At 64.8% G+C, this 18,168-nt stretch carries 17 protein-coding genes; 6 read left to right on the plus strand and 11 right to left on the minus strand.

The genetic code is table 11. The annotated features are described in order from the left end of the window. The first annotated feature begins 19 nt into the window (after positions 1-19). Both CFE35_RS08910 and CFE35_RS08915 read left to right on the plus strand, forming a co-directional pair. Positions 20-712, plus strand: coding sequence for an OmpW family outer membrane protein (locus CFE35_RS08910; protein ID WP_366557134.1), 693 nt, complete (start codon positions 20-22; stop codon positions 710-712). 46 nt (positions 713-758) lie between these two features. Next, positions 759-1,763, plus strand: coding sequence for a proline iminopeptidase-family hydrolase (locus CFE35_RS08915; protein ID WP_292930134.1), 1,005 nt, complete (start codon positions 759-761; stop codon positions 1,761-1,763). 3 nt (positions 1,764-1,766) lie between these two features. Here the strand turns inward: CFE35_RS08915 and CFE35_RS08920 are convergent, their stop codons facing one another. From CFE35_RS08920 to CFE35_RS08945, 6 genes are all read right to left on the minus strand, one after another. Next, positions 1,767-2,462: a Crp/Fnr family transcriptional regulator gene (locus CFE35_RS08920; protein WP_292930136.1), complete on the minus strand. Its 696-nt coding sequence runs from the start codon at positions 2,460-2,462 to the stop codon at positions 1,767-1,769. A gap of 421 nt (positions 2,463-2,883) precedes the next feature. Further along, complete coding sequence (locus tag CFE35_RS08925; protein WP_292930138.1) at positions 2,884-3,369, minus strand: flavin reductase family protein; 486 nt, start codon at positions 3,367-3,369, stop codon at positions 2,884-2,886. Positions 3,370-3,400: 31 nt separating this feature from the next. Continuing rightward, positions 3,401-4,150: a 3'(2'),5'-bisphosphate nucleotidase CysQ gene (locus CFE35_RS08930; protein ID WP_292930140.1), complete on the minus strand. Its 750-nt coding sequence runs from the start codon at positions 4,148-4,150 to the stop codon at positions 3,401-3,403. A gap of 64 nt (positions 4,151-4,214) precedes the next feature. Then, positions 4,215-5,123 carry a CmcJ/NvfI family oxidoreductase gene (locus CFE35_RS08935; RefSeq protein ID WP_292930142.1) on the minus strand — a complete coding sequence of 303 codons (909 nt, stop codon included), beginning with the start codon at positions 5,121-5,123 and terminating at the stop codon, positions 4,215-4,217. Between the two features lie 31 nt (positions 5,124-5,154). Next, positions 5,155-6,450 (minus strand): MFS transporter, encoded by a 1,296-nt coding sequence (locus CFE35_RS08940; protein ID WP_292930144.1) that lies wholly within the window; start codon positions 6,448-6,450, stop codon positions 5,155-5,157. A gap of 65 nt (positions 6,451-6,515) precedes the next feature. Continuing rightward, positions 6,516-6,806, minus strand: a complete 291-nt coding sequence (locus tag CFE35_RS08945; protein WP_292930146.1) for a DUF1330 domain-containing protein — start codon at positions 6,804-6,806, stop codon at positions 6,516-6,518. 193 nt (positions 6,807-6,999) lie between these two features. Between CFE35_RS08945 and CFE35_RS08950 the strand changes: the two genes are divergently transcribed. Together CFE35_RS08950 and CFE35_RS08955 are read left to right on the plus strand one after the other, a co-directional pair. After that, positions 7,000-7,773: a glucose 1-dehydrogenase gene (locus CFE35_RS08950; protein ID WP_292930148.1), complete on the plus strand. Its 774-nt coding sequence runs from the start codon at positions 7,000-7,002 to the stop codon at positions 7,771-7,773. Between the two features lie 179 nt (positions 7,774-7,952). Beyond that, entirely contained in the window at positions 7,953-8,654 is a 702-nt protein-coding gene (locus CFE35_RS08955; RefSeq protein ID WP_292930150.1) for a hypothetical protein, read from the plus strand. A gap of 109 nt (positions 8,655-8,763) precedes the next feature. Here CFE35_RS08955 and CFE35_RS08960 read toward each other — a convergent pair whose 3' ends face one another. The 3 genes from CFE35_RS08960 to lepA form a co-directional block, all read right to left on the minus strand. Beyond that, positions 8,764-9,132: an endonuclease domain-containing protein gene (locus CFE35_RS08960; RefSeq protein WP_292930418.1), complete on the minus strand. Its 369-nt coding sequence runs from the start codon at positions 9,130-9,132 to the stop codon at positions 8,764-8,766. A gap of 218 nt (positions 9,133-9,350) precedes the next feature. After that, positions 9,351-10,223: an HNH endonuclease gene (locus CFE35_RS08965; RefSeq protein WP_292930152.1), complete on the minus strand. Its 873-nt coding sequence runs from the start codon at positions 10,221-10,223 to the stop codon at positions 9,351-9,353. 322 nt (positions 10,224-10,545) lie between these two features. Further along, on the minus strand, positions 10,546-12,348 hold the full coding sequence (lepA, locus tag CFE35_RS08970) for a translation elongation factor 4 (RefSeq protein ID WP_292930154.1): 1,803 nt from the start codon (positions 12,346-12,348) through the stop codon (positions 10,546-10,548). Positions 12,349-12,696: 348 nt separating this feature from the next. On the opposite strand from lepA, the gene CFE35_RS08975 reads away from it, so the two are divergent. Continuing rightward, positions 12,697-14,943, plus strand: a complete 2,247-nt coding sequence (locus tag CFE35_RS08975) for a TonB-dependent receptor (RefSeq protein WP_292930156.1) — start codon at positions 12,697-12,699, stop codon at positions 14,941-14,943. A gap of 67 nt (positions 14,944-15,010) precedes the next feature. Here CFE35_RS08975 and CFE35_RS08980 read toward each other — a convergent pair whose 3' ends face one another. Beyond that, the gene (locus tag CFE35_RS08980; RefSeq protein ID WP_292930158.1) at positions 15,011-15,634 is read right to left on the minus strand and encodes a glutathione S-transferase family protein; all 624 of its coding nucleotides are present in this window, start codon (positions 15,632-15,634) and stop codon (positions 15,011-15,013) included. Positions 15,635-15,638: 4 nt separating this feature from the next. Further along, positions 15,639-17,513 carry an NAD(P)-binding protein gene (locus CFE35_RS08985; RefSeq protein ID WP_292930160.1) on the minus strand — a complete coding sequence of 625 codons (1,875 nt, stop codon included), beginning with the start codon at positions 17,511-17,513 and terminating at the stop codon, positions 15,639-15,641. A gap of 113 nt (positions 17,514-17,626) precedes the next feature. Here CFE35_RS08985 and CFE35_RS08990 point away from each other — a divergent pair, with 113 nt between their 5' ends. After that, positions 17,627-18,139, plus strand: a complete 513-nt coding sequence (locus tag CFE35_RS08990) for a hypothetical protein (RefSeq protein ID WP_292930162.1) — start codon at positions 17,627-17,629, stop codon at positions 18,137-18,139. The last annotated feature ends 29 nt before the right edge of the window (positions 18,140-18,168 follow it).

Consider the following 18,168-nt stretch of genomic DNA (forward strand, 5'->3'; position numbering starts at 1 on the left):
GCCGCAGCCTACGAAAGCCATGCTCATGAAGACCCTGCATAGAGCCGCCATCGGTGCGGCGCTCGCCTCCACCGCCCTTGTTGCCGCCCCTGCCCACGCCGGTTCGAGCGAAGGCAAGTGGCAGATCAAGGTGCTCGGCTCTGCCGTCCTGCCCGATGGCAAGATCAGCCGTGTCGAAAAGGACCTCATCGGCCTGCCCGCAGGTTCGCAGACCAAGGCGAGCGACAATGTCGTGCCCACGCTCGCGGTCGAATACTTCTTCACGCCCAACATTTCGGCCGAAACGATCTGCTGCACGTCCTCACACCACGTTACCGGTGCGGGCGCGCTGGCCGGTGCGGCCATCGTCGATCACGCGGTGCTGATCCCGGCCACGCTCACGGTGAAGTATCACCTGCCGCTCAGCGGTGGGATCAAGCCGTATATCGGCGCAGGCCCGGCGCTCTACCTTTGGCTGGGTGAACGCCCCGGCGCGGCAGCGGCAGGCCTTGGCGCGGCGCGCGTGCGCCTCTCCAACGAAGTGGGTGCCGCCGTGCAGGCCGGTGTCGATATCGCGCTGGGCAACAAGGGCTACGGCCTCAGCCTCGATGCCAAAAAGTATTGGGTCAACACCACCGCCCACTTCACCACCGCTGGCGGAGTGGAAGCGCTGACCACGCGCCACAAGATCGACGCATGGATCCTCAGCGCGGGCGTGTCCTACCGCTTCTGACCGATTGGCGCTTGCCTCGCAGCGCACAGCAGGCAGGATGGCGGCCATGTCGCCATCCTGCCCTGCGTTCACGCGCCGCCACCTGCTCGGCGCTGGCCTTGCCGCCCTTGCGGCTCCGGCGCTTTCACCCCGCGCCGCTCCTTTGCCGGAGCTGCGGCTCAAGCCGGACCGCGAGCTCATGGTCCCGGTCGAGGGCGGTCGCATCTATGTCCGCGTCAACGGCGATCTCTCCGGCCCGTGCCTGCCGCTGGTCTATCTTCACGGCGGCCCCGGCAGCGGCCACGCGGGGCTGCTCCCGCTTACTGCGCTGGCAGACGAGCGCGCGGTGATCCTTTACGACCAGCTCGACAGCGGCCGCTCCGATGCCCCCGGCGATCCGCGCAACTGGCGCGTCGAACGCTTTGTCGACGAGATCGAGGCCGTGCGCCGCGCCCTTGGCATCGAACGCTGGCACCTTGGCGGCGGCAGCTGGGGCGGCACCCTCGCGCTCGAATACGGCGCGCGCCGCCCTGCCGCGCTCGCGGGCCTCATTATCCAGTCACCGCTGGTTTCCACGCGCAGCTGGATCGCGGATGCCAATGCCCTGCGCCGCCGCCTGCCCGGCCAGTGGCAGGCCACGCTCGCTGCCTGTGAAGGCGCAGCACCGCCTAGCCTTGCCCAGTGCGCCGCCGCAGACGAGGCATACTTCAGCCGCCACGTCTGGCGCGCCCCGCGCGATCCGCGCATCACCGCCTATCGCGCGGCCTTGCCTGCCTATGCAGGTAACACGGTCTACAACGGCATGTGGGGTCCGACAGAGTTCCGCGCCACCGGCACCTTACGCGAATACGACGGCGAGTCGTTGCTTGCCCGGCTCGAGGGCCGCCGCACCCTGTTCGTGGCCGGAGAGCATGACGAAGCCCGGCCCGAAACCGTCAGCGCCTTCGCCCGCCGTGTCACCCATGCACTTTACCGCACCATTCCCGGCGCCGCGCACGCAATCCTGAGCGACGCACCGGGCGCCTATCTTCCCGTCATCAGGGAATGGTGCCGCCGCAACGAGGGCGGCTGAAGGTCACCCCGCCAGCGCCACCAGCGCGCTGCGATCCAGGATTTCGACATCACGCCGTCCCGGCAGCGCCACCACGCCGTCGCTTTTCAGCTTGGTGAACTGGCGGCTCACCGTCTCGATCGTCAGGCCCAGCAGGTCTGCCACTTGCTGCCGCGAAAACGGAAGGGTAAAGTGGCGTGCAGGACCGGTGTGCGTCATGCAGCCGTTGTCCGCCAACCGGTCCGACATATCGAGCAGAAACGTCGCGATCTTTTCCGGCGCGCTCTTGCGGCCCAGCAGCATCATCCACGCGCGCGTGCGGTCCAGCTCGGCCAGCGTGCGTTCGAGCAGCTTGTGCTCCAGTTCGGGGTGCTCGCGCGCGAAGCGGTCGAAATCGTTGCGCGCAAACACGCAGACGCGCGCGTCCGTCAGCGCTACCACGCTGGCGGCGCTGGTCTGGCCGAACGGGCGGCCAATGAAATCCGAAGGATAAGCGACGCCCACGATCTGCTCGCGACCATCAGCCGTGCTGGTCGTCAGCTTCAGCACGCCTTCGATCACATTGGCGACAAGCAGCGAGTCGTCGTCTTCCCAGATCAGGGGTTCACCTGCGGCAACGGTGCGGCGGCGGCCCATAGAACTGAGGGCCGTAATCTCGTGGTGCTCGAGACCGGCGCAAATCGCACGATTGCGTACGATGCAAGTATCACAGGCGCTCATCCGCTCCGGTTCTATCAGCCGGACGGGCCTGCGGCAATCATGCATCAGATCTAGCCTACTAAAAAGTATAACGAAAAGTGGGCGGCCAGGGGTTCTGGCCGCCCGAAGTCGGGGAGAAATCGGCGGAAGGGGGAAAACCCAGAACTTGAGGGCCGGTCCTTCCGCGCCCCATCTTTCTGGCAGCGGCGGACCCCGCGATCCTTGACCGAGATCAAACCATGCGCCCAGCATGAAAAATTTCTACCGACTGGTAGAATGAAACGCTGCAAAGCGCCGCTCAGGGTTCGTGGGAATTTGGCTCAGGCCGGAGCGAGAACTGCTGATTTCGAGAACCCGCGCGCAGCGTACTTCCTGTACGTGAGCACCGGAAGCGCAGAAAGCGGCGGTTCGCAGCCCGGCCTGGGCCAAATACCCGCGTACCCTAGTCGGCCAGCAGCGCGAGATCGTGATATTGCCCGCGGAAGAACAAGAGCGGGTTGCCCTCGCCTGCCTTGCCCAGCGCTTCCACCGCGCCGACCACCAGCCAGTGATCGCCCACTTCGGTGACCCGCTCGATCGTGCAATCGATCCACGCGATGGCATTGTCGAGCACCGGAAGCCCCGCCGGGCTCTGGCCATGCGCCAGCTCGGCAAACTTGTCGTCCGCCCGCGCGGCAAAGCGGCGGCACAGCGCCAGCTGGTCAGCGCCCAGCACGTTGACGCAAAACCGCCCTGTCTCCGCGATCTTCGGCCAGGTGCCCGAACGCTTGTCCGGGAAGAAGCCCACCAGCGGGGGATCGAGCGAAATCGAGGTAAACGAACCGACGACAAGGCCGTGGCGCGCACCATCATCTGCCTGCGCGGTCACCACGCAGACCCCGGTCGGGTAGGCACCAAGCACATCGCGAAACAGGCGGGGATCGATCATGCCCGATCCGTGTCTGCAAAGCCGCAGCCGGTCAAGTCTCGATTGCCGCTACGGCGTCCAGTACCCTTTTTGCCCATTCAGCGCGGCAGATCAGCAAGTCCGGCACATAAGTATCGCGGTTGTTGTAGACCAGCGGCGCGCCATCGATGCGCGAGACATGCAGACCCGCCGCCGCCGCGACCGCCACGGGCGCGCAATTGTCCCATTCATACTGTCCGCCCGAATGAACGTAGATTTCCGCCTCACCGCGCACCACTGCCATGGCCTTTGCCCCGGCAGACCCCATCGCGATGAGTTCGCCGCCCAGCACCCTCGCCGCTTCCACCGCCTCACGCGCGGGCCGCGTGCGGCTCACCAGCAAGCGTGGGCGCGCGACCATCGGCAGCAGGGGCAGCGGCGCGCCGCTATCGAGCACCACGCCCAGCACAGGCAGCGCCACTGCGCCAAGCGTGGCCGTGCCGTCCACCGCCAGCCCAACATGCACCGCCCAATCGCTGCGCCCCTCGCCATATTCGCGCGTGCCGTCCAGCGGATCGATGATCCACACGCGCGATTTGGCCAGACGCGCGGGCGTATCCTGCGTTTCTTCGGAAAGCACGCCATCGTCCGCACGGTGGACCGCCAGTTGCGCCATCAGCCAGTCATTCGCGCGCAAATCGCCCTCAGCGCCAAGCGCCTTCTGATCGTGGATCGCGCCTTCAGCCGTCGCAGCGCTGCGCAGCGCCATCAGGATGCGCGCCGCACCGTGCGCCAGATGCCGGGCCAGTTCGATATCGTCCATCGTTTGTCCAGCCCTTCGCTACCCCGCTCGGCTTGCCTTGGGCCCGGCTTACTCCAAGCCCGCCTTACTCGAAGAACGCCACCCCGCGAACTTCGATGCTTTCACGCACATTCGTATCAGCCAAGCTGGTATCGTGAAACGCGGTGTGCGGGCAGCGCCACGTGACCGAATGATCGCTGTCCTGAAACTTGAACAGCAGTACGTCGTCTGCCGCCATGTTCGAAAAATACCACCAGCGGTGCTGCTCGCGATAGCGGAAGATCGTGGCCGCGATCATCTCGTCCTCGCCCGCCACCGGCGCGGTCAGCGCATCGCCAACCGGGAATTCATCGACCACGAACAGCGTGTTGGAAGCCGTCTCCGCGTCCGAAACGGTGCGCCCGTCGCACACCGCCAGCGGCCAGTCCTGCGGGCCGGGTGAAAACGTGCGCCACAGCGAAAAGCAGATGTATCGCTTGTATCCCGGCCCATCGGGAAACGCCTGACCATAGACCCGCGCCGCCGCGTGCTTGCCCGTCAGTTCGTTATAGTCGACATGCGCCTCGCCCGCCGGGGGCTGGATGCCGCCCGAATGGACATAGCCTTCGACCTTTTCCTGCACGCGCGCCGAAAGATCGCCCGAAGTGCGGATCATCCACCCTTGCGTCGCCACTTTGTCCGCGCCCGTCAGCCGCGCAACCAGTGCTTCCACTTCGCGCTGGTACGCCGCATCCACTGCCGACTTGTCATGGAAATCGGCAATCGCGGTCGCGTGCTTCACGATCACGAAGCCATGCGTATCGAGGCTGAAATGATCGCGCAGCGGCATCCCGTCGCGCACCACCACGGGATAGTCGCGGTAATCGCCGGTGTTGATCTCCGCGCCCTGGCTCACATAGCGCCGGGTGACGAACTCGCCTTCGTCCAGATAGCGGATCAGCGCAGGGGCCTTGCGCGCGGTTTCCTCGATATTGTCCGTCATCACACTGGCCACGGCACTCTCCGATTATAGTTAGGCACACGAACTATATCGGCTGCGGCTGCGCTGTCCAGCCTGCGCGCGGTGCGGTTTCGGGAATGCGCCACAGCACCGGCAGGATCGCCAGCGCCACCACCGCGATCATCGCGCCAGGCACCCCCGGCCAGCCGGTTGCTTCCAGCAGCATCTGCGCCGCCAGCGGGGTCAGCCCGCCAAACACCGCCGTCGCGCTCGTCACCCCCAGCGCGAGGCCCGAAAGCCGCGCCTCGCCGGAAAACTGCTCCGCCGTCGCCACCGCGCCCACCGCGCTCACCGCCCCGCCAAGGCACGCCAGCAGCACCGCACCGACCAGCGCGGGCCACACCCCGCCGCTCGCCATCAGCGCAAACAGCGTGATCGGCCCTGCCGCGCAGGCCGCCGCCACGCCGATCAGCACCGGCCGCCGCCCCACCCGATCAGACAGCGCGCCGACCAGCGGCGTCACCGCGATCACCACAAAGGCCGCCACGGTCGAAAGCCCCAGCGCCGAACTCTCCCCCGCCGCGCCTTCGCCCACTGCGCCCACCGAAGCGAGGAACGCGGGCACATACGTGATCCCCACGTAATAGCTGATCGAACCCAGCGCAGAGATCGCAAAGCCGCGCGCGATCCCTGCGCGCTGGTGCTTCACGGCATGGCGCAGCGGCGCCTTGGGCACCGTGCCTGCCGCGCGCTGGCGTTCATATTCCGGGCTTTCGTCCATCGCCGCGCGCGCCAGCAGCACGCCGCCCGCCAGCACCGCGCCCACGAAGAAGGGAATGCGCCAGCCCCACGCATCGAGCGCGTCCGGCGGCAGCGCCCATGCCGTCAGCGCCGCCACGCCCACCGCCAGCAGCGCCCCCACTTCGCTCGCCGCCGAAGCGCAGCTGGTGATGAGGCCGCGCCGCTCGGGCCGTGCGCCTTCGAGCAGATAGGCGACCACGCCGGTATATTCGCCGCCCACCGCAAACGCCATCACGCAGCGCAAGGCCAGCAGCATCATGCCCGCCGCCGGGCCGATCTGCGCATAAGTCGGCAGCACCGCGCAGCCCAGCATCGCCGCCGTCATCACCGCCATGGAAAGCAGCATCGCCCGCCGCCGCCCATGCCGGTCGCCATAATGCCCCATCGCCAGCGCGCCCAGCGGCCGCATCAGATAGGCAACGGCAAAGCCCGCCAGCACCACCGCCAGCGAGCCCTTCCCGCCGCCGAACACCACGCGCGAAAGGATCGTCGCAACATAGATATACAGCGTGAAATCATACCATTCGACCACGGTCGAAAAGCCCGCGATCAGCATCGACCGGCGCGAGATTGCGCGCATCACAGGGGGGTGGGCGGAAGCCATCAGCGCATCATGCCGCAGTGGCTCCCGCCTGGGAACCGCTTTCAGCCGACCCCTTCGGTCACCATCACGCGGTAGCTCGCGCCCGCCAGCCGGTGCACTTTCGCCTCCTGATAGGCCGGGCTGTTATACCACGCCTTCGCCGCGTCGATGTCCGGAAACTCGATGATCACGAGGCCCTCGGCGGTCGGCCCTTCCCACGTCTCGTTCGGCCCATAAAACGCCAGCGGCTTCAGCGGATGCCCCGCAATCGAAGCCCCTGCCTTGGCGTTATACTGATCCAGCTCCGCCTGATCGTTCACGCCATCCTTGATGAACACAACATAGGCCGTCATTCGAAACATCCTCTCCAGCAGCCCCGCCGCGCAGGGCCATCCTCCCCTGTGTAGCCGCCCGGCCTGCCGTGGCAAGGCCGCAGCCCGCGACACGGCTCGCCCCGCGCCGTTCGTGATGACGGATTCTGTCCAGTGGCCATCGGCGAAATCGGCGCTAGGATGCTGCGCAAACAGAACCGATGGAGAGAGACCCATGACTGAACTGGCCGGCCGCATTGCCCTCGTCACCGGCGCCTCGCGCGGCATCGGAGAGGCGTCTGCCCGCGCCCTCGCCGCCCTTGGCGCGCGCGTCATCGTCACCGATCTGGCCGCGCCCGAAGCCCTCGCGGAAGAACTCGGCGGCCTCGCCCGCGCGCATGACGTGACCGATGAACAAAGCTGGATCGACACGATGGCCTTCGCCCGCGAAGCGGCTGGCGGGCTGGATATCCTCGTCAACAACGCCGGGCTGTTCCTCGCCAAACCCCTCACCGAAACCACGCTCGAAGATTGGCGCCGCCTCCACAGCGTCAATGTCGAAGGCGTGTTCCTCGGGTGCAAGCACGCCGTCCCGCTGCTGGCGGAGCGCGCAAACCAATGGACCGGCGGCGCCTCGATCATCAACCTCTCCTCGGTCGCCGGCCTCGTCGGCACCGCGCTGGTCAGCTGCTACAACGCCAGCAAGGGCGCGGTCCGCCTCTTCACCAAGGGCGTCGCGATGGAAGTCGCGCCCTTGCGCATCCGCTGCAATTCGGTCCACCCCGGCGTGATCGAAACCGATATGGGCCGCGATCTCGTCTCCCAGTTCGCCGCCGCCACCGGCACCGGCGAAAACGACACCCGCGCCAGCTTCTCCAACCTCCACCCGCTGGGCCACTTCGGCGTGCCCCAAAACATCGCCGACGCCGTCGCCTTCCTCGCCTCAGACCGCGCCGCCTTCATGACCGGCTCGGAACTGGTGGTAGATGGCGGCTTCACAGCAAGCTGAACGCCAGGCCGCGACCACTTCCAATTGCCCCTCCCCCGTTCGGGGGAGGCTGGGTGGGGGTAACTACCGCTAGCCGGAAGAGCCCCCCTTCGCCCCACAAGTTCCCATTTCGTTCTGTCCTACACGCCCACCATCATGGCATAACCGCGCCCGCTTTCCGCAACGAACCGAGGCCGCGCATGAAAGACCGCTCCCGCCAGCCCGCCGCCAAAGGCACGCTCCCCGCATTCACTCCTGTCCCCCGCCACTACAACCGCTTTGATGGCTGGACGCCCGAACGCCAGCGCGGCTTCATCGAAGCGCTTGCCGATACCGGCAGCGTCAAACGCGCCGCCCATGCAGTAAACATGACCCCCGAAGGCGCCTACCTCCTGCGCCGCCCCCCCGAGGCGCAGGAGTTCCGCAAGGCGTGGGAAGCCGCCCTCGCGCTCGGCATTCAGCGGCTGGAAGACGTCGCGATGGACCGCGCGCTCCATGGCATCGAAGTCCCGGTCTATCACTACGGCGCCGTCGTCGGCAGCCGCCGTGTCTACAATGATCGGCTGCTGATGTTCCTGCTCAGAAACCGCGCCTCCAAGCGCTTCAAGGCCGTGGGCCGCCATGATGCCCCGACCCGCGCCGAAATCGCCAAGCTGAAAAAGCAGTGGCAAGCCGAATATGAGCAAGACGAAGAAGCCGCCCGCGCCAAAGCCGCCAAAGCTGCGCCCGATATCCTCTCCCGCTTCACCGCCGCCAACCGCCAGTGGTACGAAGCCCTCCCCGCCCCCGCGCGCGAAGCCTACGATGCGTTCCTCATCGCCGAAGCCGAAGCCAGAGCCGCCGGGAAAGCCCCCAACATGCCCAACTGGCTGGCGCTGCCCCCGCCGAAGGACGGGGAGTGAGGCCGCACCTTCCTAGGTCCTCCCGATTTATGCGGGCCGCACAAATGGGGAGGTGGCAGCGCGCAGCGCTGACGGAGGGGTAACGCGCGAAGCGCTGACGGAAGGGCCATCAACGCCGACAAAACCGCACCACACTCTCCGCCACCGCCTCCGGCGAGCGCAGCACATCCCCCGCCGCGATCCGCACCACCGCAATCCCAAGCGCCCCCAGCGCCGCATCCCGCCGCTGGTCCCGCAAAGGCCTGTCGCCCATATCATGGGCTATGCCATCAATCTCGAAAGCAACCTTCGTGGCCGCACAGTAAAAATCCAGCACCCAATCCCCAACCGGATGCTGGCGGCGGATTTTCACGCCATCAGGCTGAAGCCGTAGATGCCGCCAGAGCAGCGCTTCCGGCAGACTCGCTTCCGCGCGGAGCCTACGCGCCAAAGGTACGTTGCGTGGTTGCTTTGGCCTCGGCAAGAACCCCTCCGTCATTGGCTGCGCCAATGCCACCTCCCCGTTTGTGCTGCGCAAAAACGGGGAGGACCAGAAGGAGATAGCGCCGATTTGGCAAGGTCCTCCCCATTCTCCACCAACAAGCAGGTCTAACGGGTTTCACCCACCTCGCCCCGCCAAAGACCCTCCCTATTTTCACGAAGTGCAAATGGGGAGGTGGCAGCGCGAAGCGCTGACGGAGGGGTAACTGGCGCAACCTACGGCTTCAGACAGTTCTCCCGGTGCCACCGCAAGAACACGGGATGCGGCCGAAGCCCGGGTCGGTCGGGAGCAAGCGCCCTGCCGGATGGATTGATCATCGCCTCAACGCTGCTGCGATCATTCACCTGCCGCGAAATGAGAATATCCAGTTCATCGGAGAAGCCGATTAGCCCACGGTCGAACATCCAATGCAGCGTACCACTCAGGGCTATGCCATTTTGCACGCTATCCGGACCACCTTTCTCAACCGGCCTGATATGGGCAGCCTCGGCTTCAGCCCGTCCCCCGCCATTGATAAGCTTCCACCCGGTGACGGCGCAGCGACTGTCATAGGCAGCGAGAACTGCGCGCCTAAAAAGATAGTCACGCTTCGGCCGGGACAGCAGCGACTGGACGATAGTCCGTTCCACCTCAAAGGGAACGCGCGGCTCTTGCAAGCGACCATCGGGAACATCGCCCACACGCGGTAGGAAATCCTCCTGCTCCGGCAGTCCAAGTGAGGTTATCCGCCGGAAATCCTCTGGCGAGAGGTCGCGAACGGCCCATTGCGCGCGTCCGCCCAGCCCGCGTTCATTGCGTTGACCGTCAGGCGCATTCAACGGAACCGGCGTGACAAAATCGAGGTATGTCTCTGGTTCAATCTCAGCGACGAACATGTCGTCTATCGTGCGGTCAGGAACAATTCTGGCAACTTTCGCCACCGCGAAATAGCCGCGTGATTGCGGCACCTTTGATGGTTCGTAATATACGACCCATCCACCCTCAAGCGGCTTGGCGCGGCCCAGATAAGGCTTTGGAAATTGATACCGCGATGACGGCGCATCATCATAGATCGAGTCCGCGCGGTGAACGAAGATGCCAAATGCCATGACAGGAGGTTATCGGGTGTACGCCGCCTGCACCAGGGGCAAAGCGGTGCGCCTTGGCGATCCGTGTGCGTCCTCCCCATTTTCCCCTGAGCTTGTCGAAGGGGCAAATGGGGAGGTGGCCCGCCGCAGGCGGGTCGGAGGGGTAGCATTCTCTGCAGTAAGGCTTGAAGAACAAGCAAGGAAGCCAACGCGGCAAAGCCGCGTCGTCGAAGGGCTCGGTTCGCTTAAGGCTCCCGGCCCCCGGCCGAAATAGCCGCTCGCCTGCGGCGACCAGCTTCCAAGCTACCGTTTGCTCACGCAAACGTCGCTTGGGCGCTTGCGGCTATTCTTCACCCATCCTCAATGCAGCAATAAACGCCTCCTGCGGGATAGTCACATTGCCATATTCCCGCATGCGCTTCTTGCCCTCTTTCTGCTTTTCCAGCAGCTTCTTCTTGCGGCTGATGTCGCCGCCATAGCACTTGGCAGTCACGTCCTTGCGCATCGCGCTGATCGTTTCGCGCGCGATCACCTTTGCACCGATGGCGGCCTGAATGGGGATCTTGAACATGTGGCGCGGGATCAGGTCTTTCAGGCGTTCGACCAGATGGCGGCCGCGCGGGTCGGCCTGGCTGCGGTGGACGACCATGCTCAGCGCATCGACCGGTTCGTTGTTGACGAGGATGTTCATCATCACGAGGTCGCCTTCGCGCAGGCCGATCTGTTCGTAATCGAAGCTGGCATAGCCCCGGCTGATTGATTTCAGGCGATCATAGAAATCGAACACCACTTCGTTGAGCGGCAGTTCATAGCTCACCTGCGCGCGCCCGCCGACATACGTCAGGCCGGTCTGGATGCCGCGCCTGTCCTGGCACAGCTTGAGGATCGAGCCGAGATATTCATCCGGCGTGTAGATCGTCGCCTTGATCCACGGCTCTTCCATTTCCGCGATCTTGACCGGATCGGGCATGTCGGAAGGATTGTGCAGTTCCTTCACCGTGCCGTCGGTCATCGTCAGGCGGTAGACCACCGAGGGCGCGGTGGTGATAAGGTCGAGGTCGTATTCGCGGCTGAGGCGTTCCTGGATGATTTCCAGATGCAGCAGGCCGAGGAAGCCGCAGCGGAAGCCGAAGCCGAGTGCGGCAGAGCTTTCCATCTCGAACGAGAAGCTGGCATCATTCAGCCGCAGCTTGCCGATGCTTTCGCGCAGCTTTTCGAAGTCCGCCGCATCGACCGGGAACAGGCCGCAGAACACCACGGGCTGCACTTCCTTGAAGCCCGCCAGCGCCTGCGTCGCGCCCTGCTTGACCGTGGTGATCGTGTCACCCACGCGGGCCTGCGCCACTTCCTTGATCTGCGCGGTGATGATGCCGATTTCGCCCGGCCCCAGTTCGTCGAGCACTTGCAGCTTGGGCCGCATGCAGCCGACGCGGTCGATCAGGTGTTCGGTGCCGCCGGCCATGAACTTGACCTGGAGGCCCTTCTTGATGACGCCGTCGATCACGCGCACCAGAATGACGACGCCGAGATACGGGTCGTACCAGCTATCCACCAGCATCGCCTTCAAGGGCGCGCTGCGATCACCGCCCGGCGGGGGAATGCGCGCGACGATGGCGTCGAGCACTTCCTCGATGCCGATGCCGGACTTGGCGCTGGTCATCACCGCCTGACTGGCGTCGATCCCGATCACTTCCTCGATCTCGGCCCGCACCTTTTCCGGCTCGGCGGCGGGCAGATCGATCTTGTTGATCACCGGCACGATCTCGTGGTCGTGCTCGATCGACTGATAGACGTTGGCGAGGGTCTGCGCCTCCACGCCCTGCGCCGCATCGACCACCAGCAGCGCGCCTTCGCACGCGGCGAGGCTGCGGCTGACTTCATACGCGAAGTCGACATGGCCCGGCGTGTCCATCAGGTTGAGCTGATAGGTCTTGCCGTCCTTGGCCGGGTATTCCAGTCGCACCGTCTGCGCCTTGATGGTGATCCCGCGCTCGCGCTCGATGTCCATGTTATCAAGGACTTGCTCACTCATCTCGCGCGCAGAGAGGCCGCCAGTGAACTGGATCAGCCGGTCAGCCAGCGTCGATTTGCCGTGGTCAATGTGAGCAATAATGCTAAAATTACGGATGAGAGCGAGTTCAGTCATGCGCCGCCGTTAGCAGCGCGCGCGCGCGGTGTCATCAGGCCCGGTTGGGCGGCAGGGAATCGGCAGGTTGACGCAGTCGACACTGGCCCGAGGAATACCTGCATTCGATCAATCATGGCCGATTGATCGAAGCAGAAGGGCCATCCGCGCATCATGACAGCCGGGCCCGTGTCGGACAGCGTTGCTGCGCTGCACTTCCCCTCTTCCTCCTGACCCACTCTCATGCCCCGTGGCCGACCGACTTGACGTCCGTTTTGGAAACTCATATTAGAATGATCATTATTAATCTAATATTCTCAAAAGATTCCAATTCGACCAAAAGACTTCAATTCAAGGGGAGAAATGTCCATGAAGGCCACCACCGCCGGTTCATTCCTGCTGGGCGCCAGCCTGTTTGCCCTCACCGCGCCCGCACAGGCGCAGGTTGCTGCCGATGCCGCCAAGCCAGCAGAGGGCCTTGGCGAAATCGTCGTGACCGCGAACCGCGTGGCCTCAAGCGCACAGGACACGCCGATTGCGCTCAACGTCTATAGCGGCGCTGCGCTTGCCGATCAGGGCGTCAACACCGTGCGCGATCTGGCGCAGATCGACCCCAGCGTGAACGTGACCAACTCGACCGGCTCGGCCTATGTCGCGGTGCGCGGCATTGCCTCGACCGACGTGACCGAAATCGGCGATCCTTCGGTGCCGATCACCCGCGACGGGTTCTTCACCAACCGCTCGTTCGCGATCAGCTCCTCGTTCTATGACGTGGCGCGCATCGAAGTGCTCAAGGGTCCGCAGGGCACGCTTCAGGGCCGCAATTCGACCGGCGGCCTTGTCAGCATCATCACCGTGCGCCCCGAAATGCGCAATGGCGGCTTTGCCAGCGCCGAGGCGGGCAACTACAAGACCTTCAACGGCGAGGCCGGGGTCAACGTGCAGCTGGCGGAAAGCTTTGCCGTCCGCGCCTCGGGCACCGCGCTCAGCCACAAGGGCTACCGCACTTCGGCCGGTCCCGCGCTTGACGGCGATGACGAGAACTTCAAGTCGGGCCGAATTCAGGCGCTCTACAAGGGCGATAATGGCCTTTCCGCATGGGTTTCGTATCAGCATGACAACCGCGATGTGAACGGCGACGCGCAGTTTCGCGGGCCGCTGGGCGGTCCGACACCTGTGTTCGGCAAGGCGAAGACGTTTACCAGCAGCGCGCCGACCGGCACCAAGCTGGAGAGCGACCGCGTGCGCTGGGAACTGGCCTACAACGCGGACATGGGCCTGAACTTCATCTACTCGGGCGGGTATGACAGCGCGAACTGGCGCAACCAGCTCGATGCCACTGGCGGCTATCCGGCCAACCGCCAGTTTCGCCAACAGGAAACCCCCAAGACCTGGAACCACGAAATCCGCGTGAGCAACAACAAGGGCGGCAAGCTGTTTTTCCAGGCCGGGTATTTCTATTTTCAGGAAAAGAACGTCGTCAATTCGGGGATCTTCAACCTCGACATGACTGGGCCGTTCGCACCCGGCGGTCCGCTCTCGTTCGTGCCCAATGCCGACCAGTCGAACCGCTATGGCATCAAGTTCGATTACGACATCCTGACCCGTTCGCAGGCGCTGTTCGGCCAGATCGAATATGACCTCACCGACCAGCTCCAGCTCAGCCTTGGCGGGCGCTACACGTGGGACAAGAAGGTGCGCACCGGCAATGCCGTGCTCAGCCTGCCCGCGCTGGCGTTTCCGCTATGCGGCAACGGCTTCCCCGCGCCGGGCACGTGCCCGCCCTTCCCGCTGACGACGCCGGGCAACGGCAACCTCAGCCAGAGCGAGCCGACCTGGCATGCGGGGCTGAACTACCGCCCTGCCCCGGGTTCGCTGATCTTTGCCAAGTATGACCGCGGCTACAAATCGGGCGGGTTCAATTCGAACGGCAGCGCGCCTTCGGTCGATTACGGCCCGGAGCGGCTGGATTCGTTCGAACTGGGCACCAAGAACTCGCTGATGGGCAATACGCTCCAGCTCAACGCTTCGGTGTTCTACTTCAACTACAAGGGCTATCAGGGCAGCCAGTTCACCGCCGCGACGAGCAGCGGTTCGGGGGTGTTCAACGTGGGCAGCGCCAAGGTGTTCGGCATCGAGGGCAGCGCCACCGCGCTGGTGGGCCAGGGCACGCGCCTGAGCTTCAACGCCACTTATTTGCACACCAAGTTTGGCGAGGGGATCAAGATCAACAATGGCGGCACCCCGCCGGTTGCGATCGACATCGGCGGCAACCGCCTGCCCAACGCGCCCGGTTTCACGGCATCCGGCGCGATCGAGCAGGAAATTCCGGTCTCGTTCGGCAAGTTCACCGCGCGGGTGGACGCCAAGTATTCCTCGGCGTTCTACTATTCGGTGTTCAACACCCCGGATACGCGTTCGTGGGACTATGTGCTGGCCAACGCGAGCCTCAAGTTCGCGCCGGAAAACAGCTTCTGGGAAGTCTCCGCGTTCGTGCGCAACGTGTTTGACAAGCAGGTGCTGGCCTATGCCACGCAGAACTTCAACGCGGGCGCCAATACCTATCAGTTCCAGGCTCCGCGCACGTTCGGCGTGCGTGGTAGCGTGAAGTTCTGATCGGCTGAAAACCGGTGAACGCAAGCGGGGCGGTGGCTGGAAAGCCGCCGCCCCTTTGCGTTGCGCGTCAGCTGGCTTGTTGCGCTACTTTTGCCGCGAGGAAAGCGGGGCGCGCGCTTGCCCGCTCCCAGTAGGCGGCGATTTCAGGGCTGAACTTGTAATCGAGCCCCAAGTCCTTCGCGAGGAGCAGCGCGTAGGCCGTGCACACATCCGCCATCGTGAAGCGCCCGGCGCAGAGCCATTCGCGGCCATCCTCCAGCGCGCGCGTCAGGTGTTTGAGGCGCGAGAAGAACCACTGGGTGTAGTCGTCCGCAGCCTGTTGCAGCTTGCGCTCGTCGGGCTCGAAGCGGGTGTAGCGCAGCACGATGGTCTGCGGGAAGGTGAGCGTCGCCTCGCTGCGGTGCATCCAATCGAGCCAGAGGCCGTAGTCAGGCTCTTCCGGGGAGACGGCAAGCGGCGTCGGGCCATAGCGCGTGGCGAGATATTGCGGGATCGCGCTGGATTCGGTCATCCGCGTGGTGCCATCGACCATCAGCGGGATTGTGCCGAGGGGGTTCTGCGCGAGGTATTCCGGCACAGCAAAGCGCGGGGGAAACGGCATGGTGTGGAGCGTGTAGGGCAGGCCCAGTTCTTCGAGCGCCCAGAGCGCGCGGAAGGAACGGGCATCGCGGCAGTGGTACAGTTCGATCATTGGCTCAGATAAGTCCCCGGCTGATCAGGCATTCCTGCACGGCGCGCTCGCCCATGTCGATGGCCGTATTGGTGAAGGCGCTGCCCGAAGCATCCGCATTGGCAATCGCGATGCGGCCGAACGTCTGGCGGCCGATCACGTGGGGGCGCTGCTCGTCGGGCACGTCGGGATCGCCCAGCGTATCGTATGTATAGGCATAGCCGTGGGGCCAGCGGTTGACGGTGATGGCGGCGATATCGCGTGCGGCGCTGAAGCCTGCGCTGCCCAGCATACGCTGGAGTTGCGAGCGGATCTCGCGCTCGATGGCGGGGTATTCCTCTGCCTGCATGGCCGCACGGCCTAGGCGGTTCTGCTCCTTGCGCGGCAGGCCGGGCTGGTTGGGATTGCGCACCATGTGGATCACCACCGGCTCATCGGGCGTCAGCGCGCTGGCATAGCCGCCGATGTTCATGGGCGTGTCGAGCGAAGCGCCGATATGATAGCCGTTGGGCGCACTGATGGATTTGACGCCGAGCTTGGCCCAGGGGCGCCAGTTCTTCACGAGCACATTGGTGTATTGCATCGGCACCTTGGAGGCATAGTGCAGCGCCTCCTTCTGCGCCTGCGGCAAGGCGGGGACGATGAACGGGATCACCATGTTGAAGCAGGCCATGATGACGTTTGCGCCCGTGACGGCAACGCGCTTGCCATCCTTCACATAGACGACGCGCACGGCCTTTTCGGTCTGGCGCGCGGGCTTGCCGATATGTTCGGCACGGATGACCATGCTGGAGAGGCGGATGCGGGTGGGGTTGGCCGGATTATCCAGCGCACCGTAGCGCGCGGGCGCGAGGACGACGCTTTCCTGATCGAGCGTGGCGGACGGGAAAACGCCGGGGACAAGGCGGCTGACGAGGAGGCGCGCGACGGTGGCGTTGCCATCGGGCCAGTGGAAGTGCTGCGCTTCGGCGGTGATCTGCTGCGGCAGGTCCATGCCCGCAAAGCCCGGCATCCGCCCGCCGAGCGCAGCTTCCCATGCCGGGAGCGTATCGACGCGCTTGTTGTTGCGGAAATAGTGGCCGAGGAAATAGGGCAGGCTTTCGGGCAGCATTTTCGCGTGTTTCAGCAGGTAATCCTGATAGCTGATGTGGCGCAGATATTCCGCGCGCGCATCGGGCGTCAGGTCCGGCAGGTAGTTGACCTTTTCGGTGTAGAGCCGGGTGAGATCGGCGCGCACCGCGCCGGTCAGCGGGGCTTCGGCGAAGAACTGCGGCCAGGGTTTGGCGCCGGTTCCGGTAACGAGCTTGTCGGCAAGGAAGTGCTCCCTGTCGAAGAAGGTGGCCGAGCCGAGGCCTTCGTAGGCCTTGGTTTCGTAGCGGTGGTAGCTGGTCAGGTCGACGCCGAGATCGGCCAGCAGCTTTTTGGAGGTGAAGCTGTAGGGGAACGGCGATTCAATGCTCATCGTGCCGCCGTAGGCGAGGATCGTGCGGCCTTCGTAAGTGAACTCGTTGCGCTTGGCGTGGCCGCCGAAATCGTCGTGGTTGTCGAGGATCAGGATCTTGCGGTCATCGCCCAGTGCCTGCCGGTAGAAGTGCGCGGCGGCGAGGCCCGAGATGCCGCCGCCAACCACGACGAGATCGTAGTGCTCGCCGCTGTCTTCGGCAGGAAGCGCGCCGCCAAATTCGCCGTCGCGCGCCATGTGCGCGGCCTCGAACGAGCCGGGATACTGGCCGCGCAGGCCCGTAAAGCGGGGGGGATAGTCCGCCGCTGGGGCAGGGGCCGCCTGCGCCAGCGCGCCTGGGGCCGCCGCCAGTGCCGCGCCTGCAGCGACACCGCCGATGAAATCGCGCCGGGCGATGGGCAAGTGCAAGCCCAGTTCCTTATCCGACCATTCGCTCACCGCCCTGCCCCCGTTCCAGATCGCCGCTTCAGCTTGAAGTGTAATGGCAATGCCGCCTTGCGCAATCGCCCAAATTGCGGCCTCATGGCGGTGATCTGCTCAGGAGACCGCCGATGCACCGCCCGCTGATTGCTGCTGCTCTTTTCGCGTTTGCCGCCCCCGCCGCGGCCCAGACCGCCGACACCTGCCGCAACGACCCCAAGTTCCGCGAGCAGGATTTCACCGTGGGCAGCTGGGACGTCTACACCGGGGACAAGAAGACCGACGAAGTGACGATGAAGCTGATCCTCAACGATTGCGCGATCGAGGAGCACTGGAGGAAGACCGATGGCCGCCCAACCGGCAACGGCATCGGCCTTTTCAACTATTCGCGGCTGCTGGGATCGTGGGGTTATACCTGGGCAACCGACGACGGCGCTGCCACGGTATTTCGCGGCAATCTCGTGAAGCCGGGCGAGATTCGTTACGTAACCGAAAGACCCCTGCCCGGAGGAAAGGTGCGCCTGCGCCATTGGACGCTTTACGCCATGCCGGATGGCACGGTGCGCGAATTGGCCGTGGGCACCGAGGACGGCGGCGCGACGTGGACGACCGACTACGACCTCAAGTGGGTGCGCCGGAGATAGGGCGGCCCGCGCGGCGGACTGTCTGCGTG

It is taken from the genome of Novosphingobium sp. PASSN1 (assembly GCF_002278815.1).

What these genes read in the sequence shown, in the direction of transcription:
- CFE35_RS08910 (WP_366557134.1), top strand. Translation starts at nt 20, where the DNA reads ATGCTCATGAAGACCCTGCATAGAGCCGCCATCGGTGCGGCGCTCGCC.
- CFE35_RS08925 (WP_292930138.1), bottom strand. Translation starts at nt 3,369, where the DNA reads ATGATCGATCCCCGCCTGTTTCGCGATGTGCTTGGTGCCTACCCGACC.
- CFE35_RS08920 (WP_292930136.1), bottom strand. Translation starts at nt 2,462, where the DNA reads ATGAGCGCCTGTGATACTTGCATCGTACGCAATCGTGCGATTTGCGCC.
- CFE35_RS08980 (WP_292930158.1), bottom strand. Translation starts at nt 15,634, where the DNA reads ATGATCGAACTGTACCACTGCCGCGATGCCCGTTCCTTCCGCGCGCTC.
- CFE35_RS08960 (WP_292930418.1), bottom strand. Translation starts at nt 9,132, where the DNA reads ATGACGGAGGGGTTCTTGCCGAGGCCAAAGCAACCACGCAACGTACCT.
- CFE35_RS08950 (WP_292930148.1), top strand. Translation starts at nt 7,000, where the DNA reads ATGACTGAACTGGCCGGCCGCATTGCCCTCGTCACCGGCGCCTCGCGC.
- CFE35_RS08945 (WP_292930146.1), bottom strand. Translation starts at nt 6,806, where the DNA reads ATGACGGCCTATGTTGTGTTCATCAAGGATGGCGTGAACGATCAGGCG.
- CFE35_RS08975 (WP_292930156.1), top strand. Translation starts at nt 12,697, where the DNA reads ATGAAGGCCACCACCGCCGGTTCATTCCTGCTGGGCGCCAGCCTGTTT.
- lepA (WP_292930154.1), bottom strand. Translation starts at nt 12,348, where the DNA reads ATGACTGAACTCGCTCTCATCCGTAATTTTAGCATTATTGCTCACATT.
- CFE35_RS08930 (WP_292930140.1), bottom strand. Translation starts at nt 4,150, where the DNA reads ATGGACGATATCGAACTGGCCCGGCATCTGGCGCACGGTGCGGCGCGC.
- CFE35_RS08940 (WP_292930144.1), bottom strand. Translation starts at nt 6,450, where the DNA reads ATGCGCGCAATCTCGCGCCGGTCGATGCTGATCGCGGGCTTTTCGACC.
- CFE35_RS08915 (WP_292930134.1), top strand. Translation starts at nt 759, where the DNA reads ATGTCGCCATCCTGCCCTGCGTTCACGCGCCGCCACCTGCTCGGCGCT.
- CFE35_RS08990 (WP_292930162.1), top strand. Translation starts at nt 17,627, where the DNA reads ATGCACCGCCCGCTGATTGCTGCTGCTCTTTTCGCGTTTGCCGCCCCC.
- CFE35_RS08955 (WP_292930150.1), top strand. Translation starts at nt 7,953, where the DNA reads ATGAAAGACCGCTCCCGCCAGCCCGCCGCCAAAGGCACGCTCCCCGCA.
- CFE35_RS08965 (WP_292930152.1), bottom strand. Translation starts at nt 10,223, where the DNA reads ATGGCATTTGGCATCTTCGTTCACCGCGCGGACTCGATCTATGATGAT.